The sequence below is a fragment of the Pseudobacteroides cellulosolvens ATCC 35603 = DSM 2933 genome (assembly GCF_001262605.1).
GTDB lineage: Bacteria > Bacillota > Clostridia > Acetivibrionales > DSM-2933 > Pseudobacteroides > Pseudobacteroides cellulosolvens.
In genome coordinates, this window is record NZ_LGTC01000001.1 from 1,147,865 (window position 1) to 1,165,559 (window position 17,695).

A 17,695-nucleotide genomic window follows, 5' to 3' on the forward strand; every position below is an offset into this window, starting at 1 on the left:
AACAACTTCACAATACCCTTTTTAAGCTGGAAAGGTAATGTGAAGCTTTTAAAATAAATTAATAAATAATAATATTACATTAAGAGGTTTATATTAAGATTTTATTAGTCTTCATTAAAAATATAATTGTAGAATTCTTTGTATTTCCCATTTGAATCCCGAGTTATATATTCACCTTTTATTTCAGGATTATCTATTATACCTTGGAGGTTATAACCGTCTTTAAATACTGCAAACTTAAACAATGTGGGTTTAATTGAACCTTGAGGGCATCGGTATATGCATCTAAGACATGCCATACATCTCATACCGAACTTAACCTTCAAACCTTCCATCCTTATGTTGCCGCGAGGACAATTTTTAACGCATTTGTTGCAGCTTGCACAATTATCATTTACTTTGAGATCTTTCCCGAATAAAGGTGCACCAATTCCTTCAAAAAAGCTGACTATCCTTGTAAAAAGAGTAAGCATGGCTGAATTTTTCTGCCTTCTCATTTTACCGTTCAATATTTCCCGAACAACTCTGTTAACTTTCTTTATAGAAGTCAAATACAATTGCTTTGACAGCTCATCAGGATATTTGGTAAATATATTGCTAGGCATTAAAATTAGGCTTTCGTTAAAGAGATCATATCCCTTTGCAATTAACTTATTTTTAATGATTGTTGTTGATCCGCCTTTTAGGAAATTAGATCCGGCATTTTTTATAATGAATGTATATTTATCTTTAACCCTTGGAAGCTTTTTTATAAAATCAAATACTATACCAGGTGCGTTAAAAGCATGTATAGGGTAGCATATGCCTATCAAATCATAACTGTTTACATCAAAATATACATTGTCCTTCAAAATATCTTCTATCCTGATTATTTCGATTTTATTTCCGCTTTTTATAAGCTCATTTCCCAGAGCATTAACAATTATCTCAGTATTTCCAGTACCAGAAAAATAGAATACACCTACTTTTTTCTGCACATTAGTCCCCCCCAAAAAAGCTATATGAGAATATTATCATTTACATAGATTAAACTGATTAAATTAGTGTTTATTATTATAAAAATATTAAAGCTTTGCAATAGATCAATTGTTTTTATAATTATATATCTTCATAATAATTATAATACTTATTTATTTAAATTCCAATTAAAAATACATTAAAGATTTATAAACAATATTAAAAGTTATTATAGCCTTACATTTTACATTTTTTATAGAAATAATTAATTTCGAATAAAATATCATTAAATTAAAATAAATATCATTAATATTTTTGCTCAAAAAAAATATAATTGAATTGTAAGAAAATTAAGTTTTTAAATGTGTTTTAAGATTTGTTGTTAGGGGAGTCTAAAAATTGCTAATATCTTTATTTTTATAGATTCCATACTTTCCTGAAATAATTACTGAGTAAAAAGGCTGTTAAAACATAACAGCCTTTTTACTTTTTATGAAATTAAATAGTGCTACTACTACTCCAGGTAGTTTGCAGCACTATTTCCAATTAATCAATATTTTTAACCAATTATTTCAACACCGTTAATGTCCCTGGTGCTTGAATGATCGTTTGCAGCTTCTTCAATATGGCCTATTGCCCAATAATCATAACCAACATCGTCAAAGGTAGACGTCCCTCCCATTAGGGGGCCTCTGAACAGCATATTGTTAAACATTACAATTGCCTCAGCTCTTTTGATTTTTTTATTAGGTAAGAAACTCCCATCCTTATATCCGCTTGTAATCTTCACCCTATATATTTCTTCAATATACTTTACTGCCCAATGATTGGCGATATCTTTGAAATGTACGGAAATAGGCTCTGCTTCACTTAGTCCTAAGAATCTTGAAATAGCGGTTGCCATTTCTGCTCTTGTTATAAATCCGTTAGGTAGAAATCTTCCGTCACTAAAGCCCTTAAAAATGCCTTCTTTATTAACAACATTGATGTATGGAGCTGCCCAATGATTGACACCCACATCGGAAAAAACCTGTTCCTTACTTTTGGGTACATCTATGCCCAGTATGTTGCAGAACATAACAGCAGCTTCCGCCCTGGTAATTTCCTTATTCGGCAAAAACAAATTACCTTTATATCCTTGAACGTACTTTTTATGCGAAACTTTACCAAACTTATTGGATACAGCCAGTACTTTTATGGTTGAATCTGCAGTTTCTCCCGTACCTTCTGAGGCACTGATGCTCACAGTATTTGATATTTCCACTTCCGCTTCACTAAGTGGTAATACCTTTACAGAATACTTGATTTCACCTGATTCGCCCGAATCGATATTACCTATATTCCATTTAATTCTACCGCCTTCACTAATTGAGTCAGATTCGTCTATAATTATTGTATTATCCAAAATATCTGCTGTAATTTCAACACCTATTGCAAGTTCATTTGTTCTGTTTTTATATTTAATAGTATAAGTAATAGTATTTCCTTCATTGTATATCCTCTTATCAGCACTTATTGATATTGCCAAATCCTCAATAGCCGTTTCAGGTTCATATGGAGTTACATTAGTTCCTTGAGATGGTTCAGGCGTACTTGAAGACGATGAAGGTGTTACAGTTGTATTAGTTTTAGTAGGAGTGCTTGTAGGAGTCGCACGCTTTGTAGGAGTCACTCGCTTTGTGGGAGTTGCATCACCCGAAGTTGGAGTGGCATCAATCGTTGGGGTAGGTGACTGTTCCTGTGCTTGTCCGATCAATTCTACAGTTCCTACTACCGTATAATTACTTTGCTGTGCTCCATCCCAGTCAAACGCCATAGTTCCACTCACAGCATTGGTTAAGGATGCTGAATCTTGCAGCTCTATTTTTGTATTTTTTGACTCTAGGACTTCAAAATAAATATACGCTATAGTGCCCGTTGATTCAGGAGTATTATTAGCTTTGTAGCCTGTCAAATTCATATAAGTTCTTCCGAATGTGAGAGTACCCTTAGCAAGATCATTAGCTGCCATATCTGTCGGCGAATATCTCTTTAATAACAATTCACCTGTTTCAGGAGCAGAATTATTGTCAAAAGGTGTAGCATCGGAGTAAATAGGCCTAAGAACTTTCGGGTCAAATTTAATATTAGCCTGATAGCCGGCAAAGTTAGGCATATCTTTTACACTTAGAGATACTTCAATGACATCTTTTTTTGCTATATTGGTTTGGTCCGCCTCAAGTATAAACTGTGAGTTGACTGCATTTACATTGACATATGATATTGCAAGACTACTAAAGATGATTAAAAGCGAAAGAATTGCAGATAAATTTCTTTTATACACCATTTAAATATAATCCCCTTCCAAATAAAAATAACAAGGCTTGTACTTTTTATATGAAAAGTGATTAGTCTTATTAATTGTACTACAAACTGCCTGCCCAATAAACTTTTCATATAGCACAAGAATGACAAAAGTCGCCATGTCCAAAATAATTAATGTTTCTTATATAGATATTTTCTTATACTAAACTTGAATGAAATAACTCTATTGACAACCCCTCCTCATAAAAATTTGATAAGTTAGAATTAGTAATACATAGCTTAAATATAGTAATATTATACAACACTTTTCCGCTTTTTGCATTAGCTGTTTAGACTTAAGCAAAATAAAATGGGAGCTGATGCCTTAGTTCTGCAACAGCTCCGTCGTTTATTCATAATGTCTTTATAAAAAACAATTTTTTAGCAATTATTGCTTAATTTCAACCTGTCCATTTAGTATTGTATTATGATCTGTTGTGCTTTCAATAATATGTCCAAATGCCCAGTGTTTCTTGCTAAGATCCTTGAACGGACTTGCCTCGTCGGTTGATACCGGACCTCTGAAGGACATTCTGTTTAACATTACCAAAACTTCTGCCCTCTTTATTTTATTGTTAGGAAGGAATTTTGCATTGCTATATCCGCTTACAATATTAAGCCTATATGCCTCTTCAACATATTTCATGGACCAGTGCCCAACTATGTCTGAAAAATGCACTTCTAGTGGAGTCCGATTTTCACCAAGCTCCAAATATCTTGATATTGCAGTAGCAAGTTCTGCCCTTGTAATAAAATTATTTGGGTTGAATAATGATACACCCTTAACTGTAGATCCTTTAAATATTCCTGCTTTCGAAACCGCATTTATGTATTTTAATGCCCAATGTCCCTTTTTAACATCCTGATATGCTACTGTTGTATTATCAGATGTATCCAGGGCTAAAAGATTTGCAAACAATACAGCTACTTCAGCTCTTGTTATTTCCTTGTCAGGCTTGATTGTACCGTCAGGATATCCGTTCATATATTTCTTATGACTTAGAACAGTATTGTTTTTTAGCAGAAGGAATCTGGCAAGTGATTTATTGTCATCATTTTTAAGTATATTGTCATTGCTGTCAATTGTAACAACAGCGGTTGTAGTTGTCATAGCTATTGGTAGCTTACTTACCTGTAGCTGATATTCTATCTCGCCAACTTTCCCTATCCCAAGGCTGTCAATTTCCCATTCCATGCCATTATCCTTTAATTTTCCCATGGGCTTTATTGAACTTAATATAGGGACTGTTCCTGCAGGGAATTCTGCACTTATTACAACATTCGATGCTTCCTTGTCCAATCTGTTTAGATATTTAATTTTAAAACTGATTATCTCATCTTCCTTGTAAATATTCTTGTCTGTCTTAACAGTTATAGCTAAATCAGCAGGTATGCCTTTGGGAATCAGCTTCTTATTCTCATTTACAAGAACTATTGGAGTAGCCTTAATAGCAGAAGTTGGTGTAACCCTTGATTCTGAAGAAATTGGTGTATTTACCGGATTGCTATTAGAAACCACTGAAGATGGAGCTGTTGAAGACTTAGCTGAAGGCGACACTTTTACTGGAGTAGGAGTTACAGTTGCGGTAGGAGTTGGAACCTGTCCAGATGGAGTAGGTGTTGGCGTTGCTGCATTTGTAACCGTTATGGCACCATCATTAAAATTAACATTTACTGGTACAAGCTTCTTATTAGCCGAATCAATTGAAGAACATGAACCGATTTCGTACTTTTGAATTTTATAAACACCTTGAACAGCGGATTTCTTAACTTTGAAGTTTAATTCAACCATAACACCTTCTTTTTTCAATGGTTGGCTGCCCTGGGTGGTATCGCTGAATAAAAATTTTATTTTACCTACACCATTTTCAGATGTATTAAAGTAAGAAAAATCCGTAGGAACATCATATATAGCACCCGGAATAGCACTTATAAATTCAAGGTTATTGCTATCATAACTCAATTCAAAATCTATGTTATTTATTCCTAAAGACGGGATACCTGATATATTTACCGGTATTTTTACAGAAGCTTCAGGATCTCCAGTCCCTGAACCTATGCTTATACTTACTCCCCCTTCTGCTGATGCCTCGGAAGGTGTGAACAACAGGTTTGTCCCTACTACCGATAAAATCACTGAAAATAGAAAAAGTTTTTTGATTAGTTGCTTAAAAACAGCTCTTTTCAATGTTAATCGCTCCTCTCAATTAAGAAACTGGATTAGCCCATTTTCTTTGTAATTATCAAATTGACATGTACATTCTTAGAAGATATTGACATGTACATTCTTAGAAGATAAATGATTTGAAAAATTGAAATGTAGATTAATAATGCTTTAGATTAACTATAAATAAAAGTGCCTAATCTTACATTTTATGCCGCAAATATCAGTGAAGAAAATGTAAGATTAGTGTCACTTTTATTTTGAATCACTTACGTATTATCTTTATCGTTCGTCTCGTCATACTCACTGCTCTGACCTTCGTCATCATATTCATCCTGGCCTTCTTCATTATCCAGATTATCATCACCGGAAGATTTGTTTTTACCTGCAAATATAAATACAAAAAGCAATAGAACAACAATTGCAATAACAGCTACAAGTATTATTATGTAAATATTATTATTCTTTTCAGCTGTTGGCTGTTCAACTGGACGAGAAATGGGCTTAACAGTATATTTGGGCAAAGGAGCAGGGCTTGAATTTGGATTGATTTTAGTGGAATCATTTACACTGTACTCTTTAATAGTATTCCCATCCCAGTCAAACAGTAATGTACCCTTATTTGAGCCTGGCATTGTTCCAAGTTCTTCAAAAACTATTTCTGTTGCTGCATCCTTAATTACTTTAAAATATAATACTGCCAGAGAACCTGTACTTTCCGGCTTGTTACTCTGTCTATAAGACCCCATATCTATGTAGGTTCTACCGAAGTTCAACACTCCTGCTGAAATAATATTTTCTGCCGCAGGGAAAAGTGAATAGTTCTTATTCATGATCAATTCACCATTCTCAGGACATGTTTTATCATCAAAACTTTCTGATCCGTCTTCCGATACTATCTTCAGAACTTCCTGGTTGAATCTCATGTTTAGCTGAAAGCCATTGAGGTTTTTAATATCATTAGCTTTGATAGTAGCTTTGATTATATCTCCTACCTTTGCTTCTGTCTTGTCAAGCTCGATACCGATACTAGGAAGTGAATCTGCAAAAACAGATGTTAAAGATAGACTGCTAAAAACCAATACAAGTGCCAAAACCAACAGAATTCGACTTTTCTTCATATGACATCCCCTTTTGAAAAATTATTTTTATAATATGGAAATGTACTTTTTATATCGGCGATCCCTAACGTTGGTTATTGCGATCAGCCAGTCGAGCTTGATGCCTGGCATAAAATAACGTTTAAAAGAAATGAAAAGAAAAAATTTGGAATAGCATACAAGCATATTAACATATTAATGTTTAAAGTCCATTGTCCATATAATATGATTATACATCGAAAAAAGGAAAGTCGCAATTTAAAAATTAATTAAGGCATAATTAAAATAATAATTATGTCATATTGAATATATTAGTCATTGATGAATTGTTCTAAATTAGATATAATTACTTAAAAGGAGTAAAGGAGTAGATATGTTTCAAATTCTTTACCAAATATTCTTTAGAAAAACAAATTCTCAAGAATATGTCGATCATAGCAAAAAAAGTTGTCGAACCTGCGGAAAAAAAATTAAAGCTGAATTTAGTTTTTGCCCTTATTGCGGATCCAAGCAGGATAAACAGACACATAATGATAAAGAGAAATAATGTATGCAATAGATGGAGGAAAGAAACGTTTTGAATAGATTATTAACATTTTTATTGCTGTTAGCTTTTAATGTTAATGCATTGTTCCTTCCGTTTTGTTTTGATGTTTCCGACCAAATACAAGACACGAATACTGTTATATTAACTCATTCTTATCATGGTAGTATTGTATCGGTTAATGATGCTAAAAAACCAGTCTTTAAGCAGCTTACATCAAAGCTTTTCTTTTCATATGATCCTTTTGCCTTACTGTCAAATATTCCTCAATCCTATGAGGAAAAGAAAAATCCGTTCAATTTTCGCAAACAAATAAAAATTTTTCTCTCTAGTTATTTCCACGGGACCAAATACAAGTATATTTCATCTTCAATATTATAAATACTAATTGTATTGGAGGTGAAGAAATGAATCCTGTTTCCATAATAATACTTGTACTTGTTGCAATTTTTATCGTTGGCGGAGCTATAGCTGGTCATTATGCTACCAAGATAAGTGAAAACGATACCGATACTATGAATAAAAATCAGAAATAATTTAGTCATGAGCGGAAGTAATTATTCATTCATGCCTTAATATAAATATACAAGGGCAGGTATACCTGCCCTTACATACCTACTACACACACCAAAGGAGGTCAACCTATGACTAAAAAAAAACGTGCATTAAAGGTATTATACAGATACTTTTTCCTATTATCCGGATCAATTATGGCAGCAGCAGGTTTGGAATTCTTTTTAATACCAAATAAAATAATAGATGGCGGTATCGTAGGTATATCAATTATTTTGAGTTATTTATCACAAATTCCCCTAGGACTTTTTACATTTTTCCTGAACATTCCTTTTCTTGTGTTTGGTTATAAACAAATCGGTAAGTCCTTTGTGCTGCAGTCAATTTTTTCAATTACTTGTTTTTCATTCTTTGTGTCCGTATTCCACCCTATACCCGGACTAACTGATGATATTTTATTGGCTACAGTTTTTGGAGGAATAATTTTAGGAATCGGTGTTGGATTTATTATTCGTTATGGAGGATCATTGGACGGTACCGAAATGATTGCTATTGTATTAAACAAAAGAATGACATTCTCAGTGGGTCAAATTGTTATGTTTTTTAACATATTCATTTTAAGCAGTGCAGGCTTGGTTTTTGGATGGGATAGAGCCATGTACTCATTAATTGCATACTTTATTGCATATAAGGCAATAGATATTATAAACGAAGGAATAGATGAAGCCAAGGCAGCAATGATTATTTCAGAAAAAGCAGAAGAAATTGCTGAGAATATTATGGCCCGTTTAGGAAGAAGTGTAACTTATCTAGATGGTATGGGTGCTTATGCTGAAAGGCAGCAAACTATCATTTACTCTGTCATAACACGTTTGGAAGTTGCAAAATTAAAAGCTATTATTAACGATACTGATGAAAATGCATTCGTTACTATACATGATGTATCCGATGTCATGGGAAGAAAACACAAAAAGAGATCAATACATTAATTTCAATAATCAAAAAGGCCAGCTTCGAACCTTCGTAAAACATTACATCTATCATTTTACAAAGGTTCGAAGCTGGCCTTTTTAGCTGTTAATCATGCCTTAGGGAATTATGATCTCCCTATCTTAAATCTTGCATAAGTTTATCAAGTTCATCCATCTGCTTCTTAAGTACATCATATTTTGAAAGAATCTGGTCAATTACCTGCTGCTTGTCGCCAACATTTTGTGAAGGCTTATCTTCATTATCATTTCCAGCATCTTTATTATCCGTAGTTGTATCTGTCTTGTCATCAGTTACAGTGGCTGGGTTTGCTGAAAACATATTATTAAGTGCACTTCTTAAGTCAGTACCAATTCCATATCTGAACTCATTTCCCTCCTGATACCCTGTAATAATCCTTCTTACTTCGGGTATTGCGTTACCGGTTGATCTTATATAAATTGGTTCAACGTAAAGAATACTATTTTCAATAGGTATAACCAGGAGATTTCCTTTAAATACAGCCGAACCGCTCTGACTCCATAGTGTAATATCCTTTGATATGGAATCTATCTGGTTTATTTTTACTTCTACCTGATATGGGCCGAAAATATTCTGTGCTTCATTTGGGAAAGTAAACTGTATCAGCTGCCCGTAGTTCTCCATTGAGTTTCTTACAGAGAGCCATGAACCTAAGTTATGTCTTTCACCGGATGGAGTAAACGGTCTCATCAAAATAAGTTCTTCATTTTTACCGAATTTACCCGGAAGCTTTATCATATTATAATAAGGCTCAAGTACTTCTTCTCCTGATTCCTTGTCAGGTATAGAAGCTAATTTCCATAAGTCCTGACCGCCGTAAAAATTAGTTATATTCTGCTCACTGTCAGGGTTTATATGATATTTCTTTAATACCTCAGTCTGAAGCTTAAAAAGATACTCAGGATATCTCATGTGCTGTTTTAGAAATTCAGGCAATTTATCCATGCTGTTAAAAATACCTGGATATATCTTGTTGTATACCTTTATTATAGGATCATTATTATCGATGATATAATAATCAGTTGCTCCTGTATATGCATCAATAATTATTTTAACCGAGTTTCTTATATAGTTGAATCCGCCAAAGTCCTGAGAATATGGAAATAGATTGGTAGTAGTATATGCATCTAAAATCCACTTCAGTTTTCCGTCATCCGTCAGCAGTATATATGGATCGTTATCTACCCTTAAAAACGGCACAGCCTTTTGGGCTCTTTCCACAACCTGCCTGTTTAGTAGAAGCTTTGAATTGGAAGAAATATTGCTTGAAACAAGGAAATTGTAATCATGGAACCTTAATGCAAAAAGTACCTTGTTTAAAAATCCCAGCTTAATTCCTCCGCCATTTTGGGTATCATAGCTCACCTCAGTTTTCCCGTCATAATCGGTTTCCTTTAACTTACCTTCTTGAGCAGGATTGACAACAACATAGTCCTTAGTGAGCTCTCCATAATATATCCTTGGTTCATTTATTTTAAGTTCAGTCTCTTCATTCTGAAGTCCGCTTATTATAAAGTCAGACTGTCCTTCTCTTGTAAACCTGTTGATGGGGTTCATAACAATACCATAGCCATGAGTATACTTAAACATCATATTGGTGTATGACTTGGATTGAAGTAAATCCTTGTTGATTTCCCTGGCAGATATGAAAACAGGAGTTTCTTTTCCATTTATATTGTAATTTATTATATCTCCTTCATGAAAACTGTAGAAGTTTGTCAATCCCTGAAGCTGTTTATTACTGTCAAGGGTTGCCTTATAGTCAACAACTCTTATGTTGTCTACAGTTTCCTTATTCCTTGCAATTATTTCCGGCTTTAATGGTTCAAGTTTGAAAGGATAGCTTTCTATATTGTCAATATTATATGCTTTTCTTGTCATAGTCATATTGTTTTTTAGATACTTTCCTTCTGCATTTATTTCATCAGGTTTAACATAAGCAACTTGGGTTATGGCTGCTATTATGCTTACTACAATCCATACAGCCGGATAAATGGCTATTGAAAACCCAGCGGACTTAAGCTTGCCGCGCCATACAAAGAAAAATGTTACAGCCACAATTGCCAAAAGCAGAAATGGTGCTATTGTAAAATACAATTTCCATATGTTATTGGCAATATACCCGGCTCCAAGAACAGATCCCACACCTCGTACATTTGCAAAACTCCCAAAGAGAAGTCCCTCTTTTTCAAATGTATAGGAAACCGCCTTAATGAGGAAGAATATTGAAACATTAATGATATTATGCCTTATAAGACTTTTAAACTTTAGATCTTCAAGGCTTACATTACTATATACCAATATGAGGGATATAAGATAATAAGCTATGGTATAAAATATTACGAAAATCCATAAGTATAATATAAAATCATAAATGGATATTAAGAAGGGCCTTTGAAATATATAGTAACCCACATCTTTACTAAAAAGCGGGTCCTTAAGGTTAAAGGCTTCAGAGTTAAAAAATGTAAGTGCTTTCTGGAAGAAGAAATTTCTTGTGATAAATGCTCCTAAAAGTCCAATCACAGCAGCTATGGAATAATTAGGAAACTTTATATTGCTTTGGGTACCATTCTTCTTAAGAAATTTAAAAAGAACCCTCTTTATAAATATATTGGTTACACTGATGGCAGCAAATATCAATATAAAGGTAAATACGCTGAAAATCAATTTGTATTGAATGTTCTTAATATAAATACTTGAAAGTTTTTTGCCTATTTCATTTAACTGAATGATATCAAGATAAATGCCGGCAGCTACAATTAGTCCTACTACAACAGCGAAGACTGCTATAACTGCAATTAACCTTCCCTTAAGCTTTTTTGCAGTATTCCTAAACTCATTCCTGTCATAAAAATTGTTAAATTCATTAATGTCCATCCAGTCTAAGACCTCCCTTTTAAAATTTGAGTCATTCCTTAATATCTATTCGATCATTGCATTTATTATTATTAATCAATCCTTCAAGCCTTAGCATATCATTGTAACATGGAATAAATTTACGCACCTCATCTCTTTTATCCATAGATATACAGCACTTTATAATTCCTTCACTTTCATTATCAAGAGTTTCTAAAACATTTCCCCAAGGATCTATTATACTGCTGTTTCCCGCAAATTCAAGACCATCCAAACTTCCAACCCTGTTTGATGCAATTATATATAACTGATTTTCAATAGCTCTTGCCTTTAAAAGAGTATTCCAATGCTCTTGTCTCTGTTTGGGAAATGCTGATGAAATTATGATGACACTACATCCATCCTTTAAATAATATCTTCCCAGTTCAGGAAATCTTAAATCATAGCATATCATAACGCCAACTTTAATATTCTTTATAACAAACGACTGGGGATTTATGCCTGGTGTAAAATAATCATTTTCCTTACTCAATGAAAACAGGTTGATTTTTCTGTATTTCAAAACTGTTTCGCCTATATTGTTAAAAACATATAAGGTATTGTAAAATGTCCCATAGCCCTTCTCAGTCAATCCCGCAGCTATAAACATGTTGTTGTCTTTAGCAATGGCAGCTAACTCATCAACTGCTATATGCTCATCAATATCCAATTTTACTAATGAGGAAAGGTCATATCCTATATCAAACAGCTCAGGAAAAACCAGAATTTCAGTGCCGTTTTTCACAGCCTTATCGGCAAATTCCCTGGCCTTTTTAAGGTTATACTTAATATCTCCCGGTTTACAGTTCATTTGTACGCAAGAAACATCTAATCTATCGCACATAGCTCCACCTTATGAAAACAAGGCTTCAACAAATTCCCTTGCATCAAACTTCTGAAGGTCATCCATCTTTTCGCCAACGCCAATTAGCTTAACAGGAATATCCAATTCTGATTTTATGGCTATAATTATTCCACCTTTGGCAGTTCCGTCTAGTTTTGTCAAAACAATGCCTGTTATGTCGGAAATCTCATTAAAGGTCTTAGCTTGTGAAACGGCATTCTGACCCGTTGTAGCATCTAGAACCAGAAGGGTTTCACGTGAAATTCCTGGTAATTCCCTGTCTATAACTTTATATATTTTTTTCAATTCGTCCATAAGGTTCTTTTTTGTGTGGAGCCTTCCAGCCGTATCACATATCAGAACATCTGCTTTCCTGGACTTTGCAGCTTGAATTGCATCAAATATAACCGCAGCAGGGTCCGAGTTTTCTGCCTGTCTTATAATGTCTACACCAACCCTGTTTGCCCATATATCCAGTTGATCTATTGCAGCAGCCCTGAAAGTATCTCCGGCAGCCAAAATAACTTTTTTTCCCTGTTGTTTTAATAGATTTGCTATTTTACCTATTGAGGTAGTTTTTCCTACTCCATTAACGCCCACAACAAGTATTACAGACGGCTTGCTTTCAAGATTGAGCTCGGAATTTTCCTCTGCAAGCAGTTCTGCAAGTGATTCCTTTAAGAGATCTTTAACCTTCATGGCATCAGTGACCCTGTTTTCTCTAACCTTCTTTTTAAGATCCTCTATTACCTTCAGCGAAGTATCGACACCAATGTCGGAAGTAACAAGTATTTCTTCAAGTTCATCAAATAACTCGTCATCAACCTTACCAAATGCAACCAAAACCTGATCGATCTTTTCTGTTATACTCTTTCTTGTTTTTGTTAATCCTTCTTTTAGTCTGTCAAAAAAACCCATACGTAATCTCCTTTTGTAATTCTTTGTATATTGTTATATTTGTACTTTTTTGTCATGCTTTAACTTGCTTTCTCTCCCATTCTCATGGACACTATCTTTGATACGCCATGCTCCTGCATTGTTACACCGTAGAGGGTATTTGCAGCCTCCATGGTACCTTTTCTGTGAGTAACCATTATAAACTGGGTGTTGATGGTGTACCTTTTAAGGTACTCTGCAAACCTGTAAACATTGGCATCATCAAGGGCAGCCTCAATTTCGTCAAGTATGCAGAAAGGTGTCGGTCTAAGCCTTAATATTGAAAACAGCAGAGCAATTGCGGTAAACGCCCTTTCACCCCGGAGAGCAGCATCATATTCTGCAGTTTTTTCCCTGGAGGCTGTACCTCTATTTCTATACCGCTTTCAAGGACATTTTCCATATCCACCAGTATAAGTTCAGCTCTTCCGCCTTCAAACAATTCACGAAACACTATATTGAAATTATCATTGATAAGCTTGAATTGCTCTAAAAACTGTCTCTTCATTATGCTTATCATTTCACTTATTACCTTTTTTAATTTTTCCTTGGCCTGCTCCATGTCATTCCTTTGGCCTGACATAAATTCATAACGTTCCTTTGTTTTTATATATTCCTCAATTGCAGCAATATTAACAGGTCCTAATGCTTTAATATCATTTTTAATTTCATTTATTCTTTTTTGTGCCTGAGGTATGCTTCCAATATCCTTTTTAAATTCCATGGCATTGGTAAATGTAAGCTCGTATTCATCCCACATCCTGTTTTGTATTACCTCAAGCTCCGCTTCAACCTTGGCCTTTTTAACCTCTACCCTGTTATAATCCTCTTGAAGGAGTATAATATTTTTGTTGGTATTTTGTATCTGGTTTATAGTATCGGATAATTCCTCCTCCAACACCTTTTTTTCCTCCACAGTCTTATCAATGGAGAATACCTTTCCTGTCTTTTCCTCTTCAAGTGCCTTAACTCTCTTTGAAAGTCCCGTATTTTCTGCCTTTAAGTTATCTATTTCAGTCAGGTACTTTTCTTTCTCACCTGATTTTCTGTTAAAACTCTTTTCTAAATGTTGTCTTTCTTCTATTATTCTGGCTAAAGTCTCTTTTACAGCTTCAAGACTTTCCATGACTGAATTTACCGATATTTTAAAATTCATAATATCATTATGGAGATTATCCCTTAATGATTGGTCTTCTTTGTACTTTTCCTGATGCTTCGAAATTATTTCCTTTGTATTGTTTATGTCATTTTCAATATCTAAAAGCTCCTTGTTGTATTTTTGAAGCTCAATGTCTGTATCCGACTCCTGCTTTATAAGCTGTGCCTTTTCATCTCTTAACATATCAGCCTTTGCATCAGCTTTTTTAATTGTTTCCTCTATTTGTGCCAGATGGCTCTCGTCTCTCATCTTAACCAGTTCATTTGTGTTAATATTTTTTTCCTCATTTGAAATATCCGTCAATATTTCCTGAAGCATATTAGCTGCCTCATTTATTTTTGTATCAAGGGATTGCTGTATTGCGGCAAGCTTTGATATCTCTGTTTTCAATTCTGTAATTTCCCTGTTCCTGCTTAATATTCCAGGGCCTGCATTATCAGTGCTTCCGCCTGACATGGAACCGCTTGTGCTTAATATATCTCCTTCTAATGTAACTATCCTGAAGCTGTAACCAAACCTTTTGGCAATTCTGATTCCTGCATCAAGGTTTTCTACAACAACAACTTTACCTAAAAGGTTTAATATTATACCGTTAAATTCGCTGTTACATCGTATAAGATCCGATGCAACACCTATAAAACCCTGTTGGTTTTTGACTTCATTTAGTATATGGTTATCCAAATACCTTCCTTTAACAGAAGTTATTGGAAGAAAGGTAGCTCTTCCAAGCTTGTTCTTTTTAAGGTACTCAATTGCTCTTTTGGCATCTTCTTCAGTTGATGTTACTATGTTTTGCAGTGCACCCCCAAGAGTCATCTCAATTGCGGTTTCATATCTCTTATCAACTGTAATAAGCTGTGCAAGAGCACCATGTATGCCATGTCCGAATTCTTTGGACTGCTGGCATGCTTGAAGAACGACCTTAACACTTCTATTGTATCCTTCAAGCTTATTTTCCATATCCTGAAGCATTTTATGCCTTGAGGATTTGAATTGGTAGTCATTTACCACTTCATTATGTTTTCTTCTAAGGTCTGAAAGAGCAGTTTCACATTCCTTCTTTTGCTCTGTAAGTCCGTTAATTTCTGCCCTGGCTTTATCAATTGCAGCCTTAGCTTTGTTGATGTTTTCCTGGATATCTTCTTTTTTAATTAATTCCCTATCCTTATCCAGGGTAATCTGGTAAATTTCCATGTCAATGCTGTGCTGCCTCTTTTTGAGGTTCTCAACATGAATCTTGATATTTCCTATTTGCGACTTTTTGTCGGACAAAAGGTCCAGCTTGTCCATTATGCTGTCTTTCAGGTTTTCAATATATCGTTCATTTTCATCCAATGTCTCATTTAATGAAGCCATTTTGCTTTCATGCTCAGAAAGCTTTTGGGAGTACTCTTCAAGCTGTTTGGACAAATAATCTATTTTTTGATTTTTAATGGTCTCATCTTTATTAAGTTGCTCTTTCTTCTCGTTTATTTCTAATACTTCCAAGTCCAGTCTTTCTATATTCTGGTTAAAGTTATTTGTTTTTTCATCATTAAGCTTAATTTCAGAACTGCATTTCTCCAAATTGTTTTCAATGTTGTAAAACTCCTGTCTTGTAATCTCTAGAGCTTCTTCCATTGCTTTCATTCTGTCGGTCTTTTCTTTGTTCTGTCTTGTAATATTTTCAAGGTTTAAGTTTTCGTTATCAATACTTTCTTTTATCTTTAAATACTGTTCCTCATGTTCTTTTATTTTTTCCTTGAATTTGGCAATATTATCGATATACACGTTAATTTCGAGCTCTTTCAAGGAATCTCTATATGAGAGATACTTTTTTGCTGTTTCAGATTGTGCCTTTAATGGCTCAAGCTGAGTTTCCAGTTCGCTTATTATATCATTAATTCTTACCAGATTTTGCTCTGTTAAATCAAGCTTTTTTTCTGCTTCCTGCTTTCTTACCTTATATTTCATAATACCGGAGGCTTCCTCAAAAATATGCCTTCTTTCCTCCGATTTGGTGCTTAAAATCTCATCAACTCTGCCCTGTCCAATAATTGAGTATCCGTCTTTACCGATTCCTGTATCTAGGAAAAGCTCATGTATATCCTTAAGGCGGCACAGGGTCTTGTTTATAAAGTACTCACTTTCACCTGAACGGTAAACTCTTCTTGTTACAGTAACCTCATCAAACTCAATCGGCAGTGTATGGGTGGAATTATCAATGGTAAGGGAAACTTCAGCAAGGCCCATTGCCTTTCTGTGTTCAGTTCCTGCAAATATGACATCCTCCATTTTTGTTCCCCTTAAGGTTTTAGCACTCTGCTCACCTAAAACCCATCTTACAGCATCTGCTACATTGCTTTTGCCGCTACCATTCGGGCCTACTACAGATGTTATTCCTGAATTGAATTCCAGATTTATTTTGTCTGCGAAGGACTTAAAGCCTTGAATTTCCAACCTTTTAAGGTACAATTATCAACACCTCGGCCTTTGGTATTTGTCTATAACTATGAAATTATGATGAATTCACACCACAATTTTGTTCTATATTCCTAATAATTTTAACATAAATTTATATTTAATCAATTATAAAATGATATTTTGCATAATTCCATTGAAAGTTAAATAATACACTTTCAATAAAATAATTGTTGATACACTTTCTTTTGATTTGTGATTAGGAGTTTCTTTTCAAGTTTTTTTATTAGGAAATAATTTTCAATTCTTTTGCTTTTGAAATGGCTTGAATCCTTCTGTTTACACCAAGTTTTCCGAATATGTTCAAGATATGTGTCTTAACTGTACTTATTGTAAGACATAATATTTCAGCAATTTCCCTGTTTGATTTCCCTTTATCAATCAATGTCAAAACATCAATTTCTCGGCTGGTTAGACAAGATAATAAATCATTGGAGTGAGCATCGTATTTAAATTTATTGATAGGATTTTGCTCAATAAATTCTACTTCTAAAGAGTCTGGCAATATTAGAATTTTGCATGAATAAATGCTTTTGTTACCAGATACCCTGCTATGAAAATCTGAAATAATATGTGCCAATTGAAGTTCGTTTATATTGAAATTTTTATTTATTGTAGACTTACATAATTTATGAAAACAATCATCTATTTTAATAGAATATTTTTGAGACATAGCAGATTCCTCCTTCAATCAATTATTATTAAATAAATATTATAAATGTTATTAATCTTACATTTGTCAGAGCAAATAACGAACGGTTTTAGT

Annotated in this window: 14 protein-coding genes; 4 read left to right on the forward strand and 10 right to left on the reverse strand. The window is 34.1% G+C overall.

Going from position 1 to position 17,695, the window contains the following annotated elements:
- Positions 1-104 precede the first annotated feature (104 nt).
- From Bccel_RS04780 to Bccel_RS04795, 4 genes are all read right to left on the reverse strand, one after another.
- Complete coding sequence (locus tag Bccel_RS04780; protein ID WP_036940406.1) at positions 105-977, reverse strand: EFR1 family ferrodoxin; 873 nt, start codon at positions 975-977, stop codon at positions 105-107.
- 539 nt (positions 978-1,516) lie between these two features.
- Positions 1,517-3,283: an S-layer homology domain-containing protein gene (locus Bccel_RS04785; RefSeq protein WP_050753121.1), complete on the reverse strand. Its 1,767-nt coding sequence runs from the start codon at positions 3,281-3,283 to the stop codon at positions 1,517-1,519.
- Between the two features lie 405 nt (positions 3,284-3,688).
- Positions 3,689-5,488, reverse strand: a complete 1,800-nt coding sequence (locus tag Bccel_RS04790) for an S-layer homology domain-containing protein (protein ID WP_036940409.1) — start codon at positions 5,486-5,488, stop codon at positions 3,689-3,691.
- A 245-nt stretch (positions 5,489-5,733) separates the two neighbouring features.
- Positions 5,734-6,585: a cohesin domain-containing protein gene (locus Bccel_RS04795; protein WP_036940412.1), complete on the reverse strand. Its 852-nt coding sequence runs from the start codon at positions 6,583-6,585 to the stop codon at positions 5,734-5,736.
- Between the two features lie 352 nt (positions 6,586-6,937).
- On the opposite strand from Bccel_RS04795, the gene Bccel_RS32490 reads away from it, so the two are divergent.
- The 4 genes from Bccel_RS32490 to Bccel_RS04805 all read left to right on the forward strand — a co-directional run bounded on the left by Bccel_RS32490 (position 6,938) and on the right by Bccel_RS04805 (position 8,610).
- A complete protein-coding gene (locus tag Bccel_RS32490; protein ID WP_152965924.1) occupies positions 6,938-7,111 on the forward strand; it encodes a zinc-ribbon domain-containing protein in 174 nt (57 codons plus the stop codon).
- A gap of 30 nt (positions 7,112-7,141) precedes the next feature.
- Positions 7,142-7,489 (forward strand): hypothetical protein, encoded by a 348-nt coding sequence (locus Bccel_RS04800; protein ID WP_036940415.1) that lies wholly within the window; start codon positions 7,142-7,144, stop codon positions 7,487-7,489.
- Positions 7,490-7,515: 26 nt separating this feature from the next.
- Positions 7,516-7,644 carry a hypothetical protein gene (locus Bccel_RS32005; RefSeq protein WP_276326142.1) on the forward strand — a complete coding sequence of 43 codons (129 nt, stop codon included), beginning with the start codon at positions 7,516-7,518 and terminating at the stop codon, positions 7,642-7,644.
- A 108-nt stretch (positions 7,645-7,752) separates the two neighbouring features.
- Positions 7,753-8,610, forward strand: coding sequence for a YitT family protein (locus tag Bccel_RS04805; protein ID WP_036940417.1), 858 nt, complete (start codon positions 7,753-7,755; stop codon positions 8,608-8,610).
- 118 nt (positions 8,611-8,728) lie between these two features.
- On the opposite strand, the gene Bccel_RS04810 is transcribed toward Bccel_RS04805, so the two are convergent.
- The 6 genes from Bccel_RS04810 to Bccel_RS04830 all read right to left on the reverse strand — a co-directional run bounded on the left by Bccel_RS04810 (position 8,729) and on the right by Bccel_RS04830 (position 17,602).
- Positions 8,729-11,512, reverse strand: a complete 2,784-nt coding sequence (locus Bccel_RS04810) for a UPF0182 family protein (RefSeq protein WP_242853103.1) — start codon at positions 11,510-11,512, stop codon at positions 8,729-8,731.
- A 31-nt stretch (positions 11,513-11,543) separates the two neighbouring features.
- The gene (locus Bccel_RS04815) at positions 11,544-12,374 is read right to left on the reverse strand and encodes a carbon-nitrogen family hydrolase (protein ID WP_050753122.1); all 831 of its coding nucleotides are present in this window, start codon (positions 12,372-12,374) and stop codon (positions 11,544-11,546) included.
- A gap of 9 nt (positions 12,375-12,383) precedes the next feature.
- Positions 12,384-13,292, reverse strand: coding sequence for a signal recognition particle-docking protein FtsY (gene ftsY, locus Bccel_RS04820; RefSeq protein WP_036940420.1), 909 nt, complete (start codon positions 13,290-13,292; stop codon positions 12,384-12,386).
- 59 nt (positions 13,293-13,351) lie between these two features.
- Positions 13,352-13,609 (reverse strand): hypothetical protein, encoded by a 258-nt coding sequence (locus tag Bccel_RS32800; protein WP_338053626.1) that lies wholly within the window; start codon positions 13,607-13,609, stop codon positions 13,352-13,354.
- Positions 13,585-16,923 (reverse strand): chromosome segregation protein SMC, encoded by a 3,339-nt coding sequence (gene smc, locus Bccel_RS04825; RefSeq protein ID WP_242856992.1) that lies wholly within the window; start codon positions 16,921-16,923, stop codon positions 13,585-13,587. The genes Bccel_RS32800 and smc overlap by 25 nt, the downstream gene beginning before the upstream one ends.
- A gap of 232 nt (positions 16,924-17,155) precedes the next feature.
- Positions 17,156-17,602, reverse strand: coding sequence for a response regulator transcription factor (locus Bccel_RS04830; protein ID WP_050753123.1), 447 nt, complete (start codon positions 17,600-17,602; stop codon positions 17,156-17,158).
- Positions 17,603-17,695 lie beyond the last annotated feature (93 nt).

Bases quoted from the DNA above. Each gene is read 5' to 3' on its own strand.
- Bccel_RS04785 (WP_050753121.1), bottom strand. From the start codon at position 3,283: ATGGTGTATAAAAGAAATTTATCTGCAATTCTTTCGCTTTTAATCATC.
- Bccel_RS04795 (WP_036940412.1), bottom strand. From the start codon at position 6,585: ATGAAGAAAAGTCGAATTCTGTTGGTTTTGGCACTTGTATTGGTTTTT.
- Bccel_RS32490 (WP_152965924.1), top strand. From the start codon at position 6,938: ATGTTTCAAATTCTTTACCAAATATTCTTTAGAAAAACAAATTCTCAA.
- Bccel_RS32005 (WP_276326142.1), top strand. From the start codon at position 7,516: ATGAATCCTGTTTCCATAATAATACTTGTACTTGTTGCAATTTTTATC.
- Bccel_RS04805 (WP_036940417.1), top strand. From the start codon at position 7,753: ATGACTAAAAAAAAACGTGCATTAAAGGTATTATACAGATACTTTTTC.
- Bccel_RS04810 (WP_242853103.1), bottom strand. From the start codon at position 11,512: ATGGACATTAATGAATTTAACAATTTTTATGACAGGAATGAGTTTAGG.
- Bccel_RS04815 (WP_050753122.1), bottom strand. From the start codon at position 12,374: ATGTGCGATAGATTAGATGTTTCTTGCGTACAAATGAACTGTAAACCG.
- ftsY (WP_036940420.1), bottom strand. From the start codon at position 13,292: ATGGGTTTTTTTGACAGACTAAAAGAAGGATTAACAAAAACAAGAAAG.
- Bccel_RS04830 (WP_050753123.1), bottom strand. From the start codon at position 17,602: ATGTCTCAAAAATATTCTATTAAAATAGATGATTGTTTTCATAAATTA.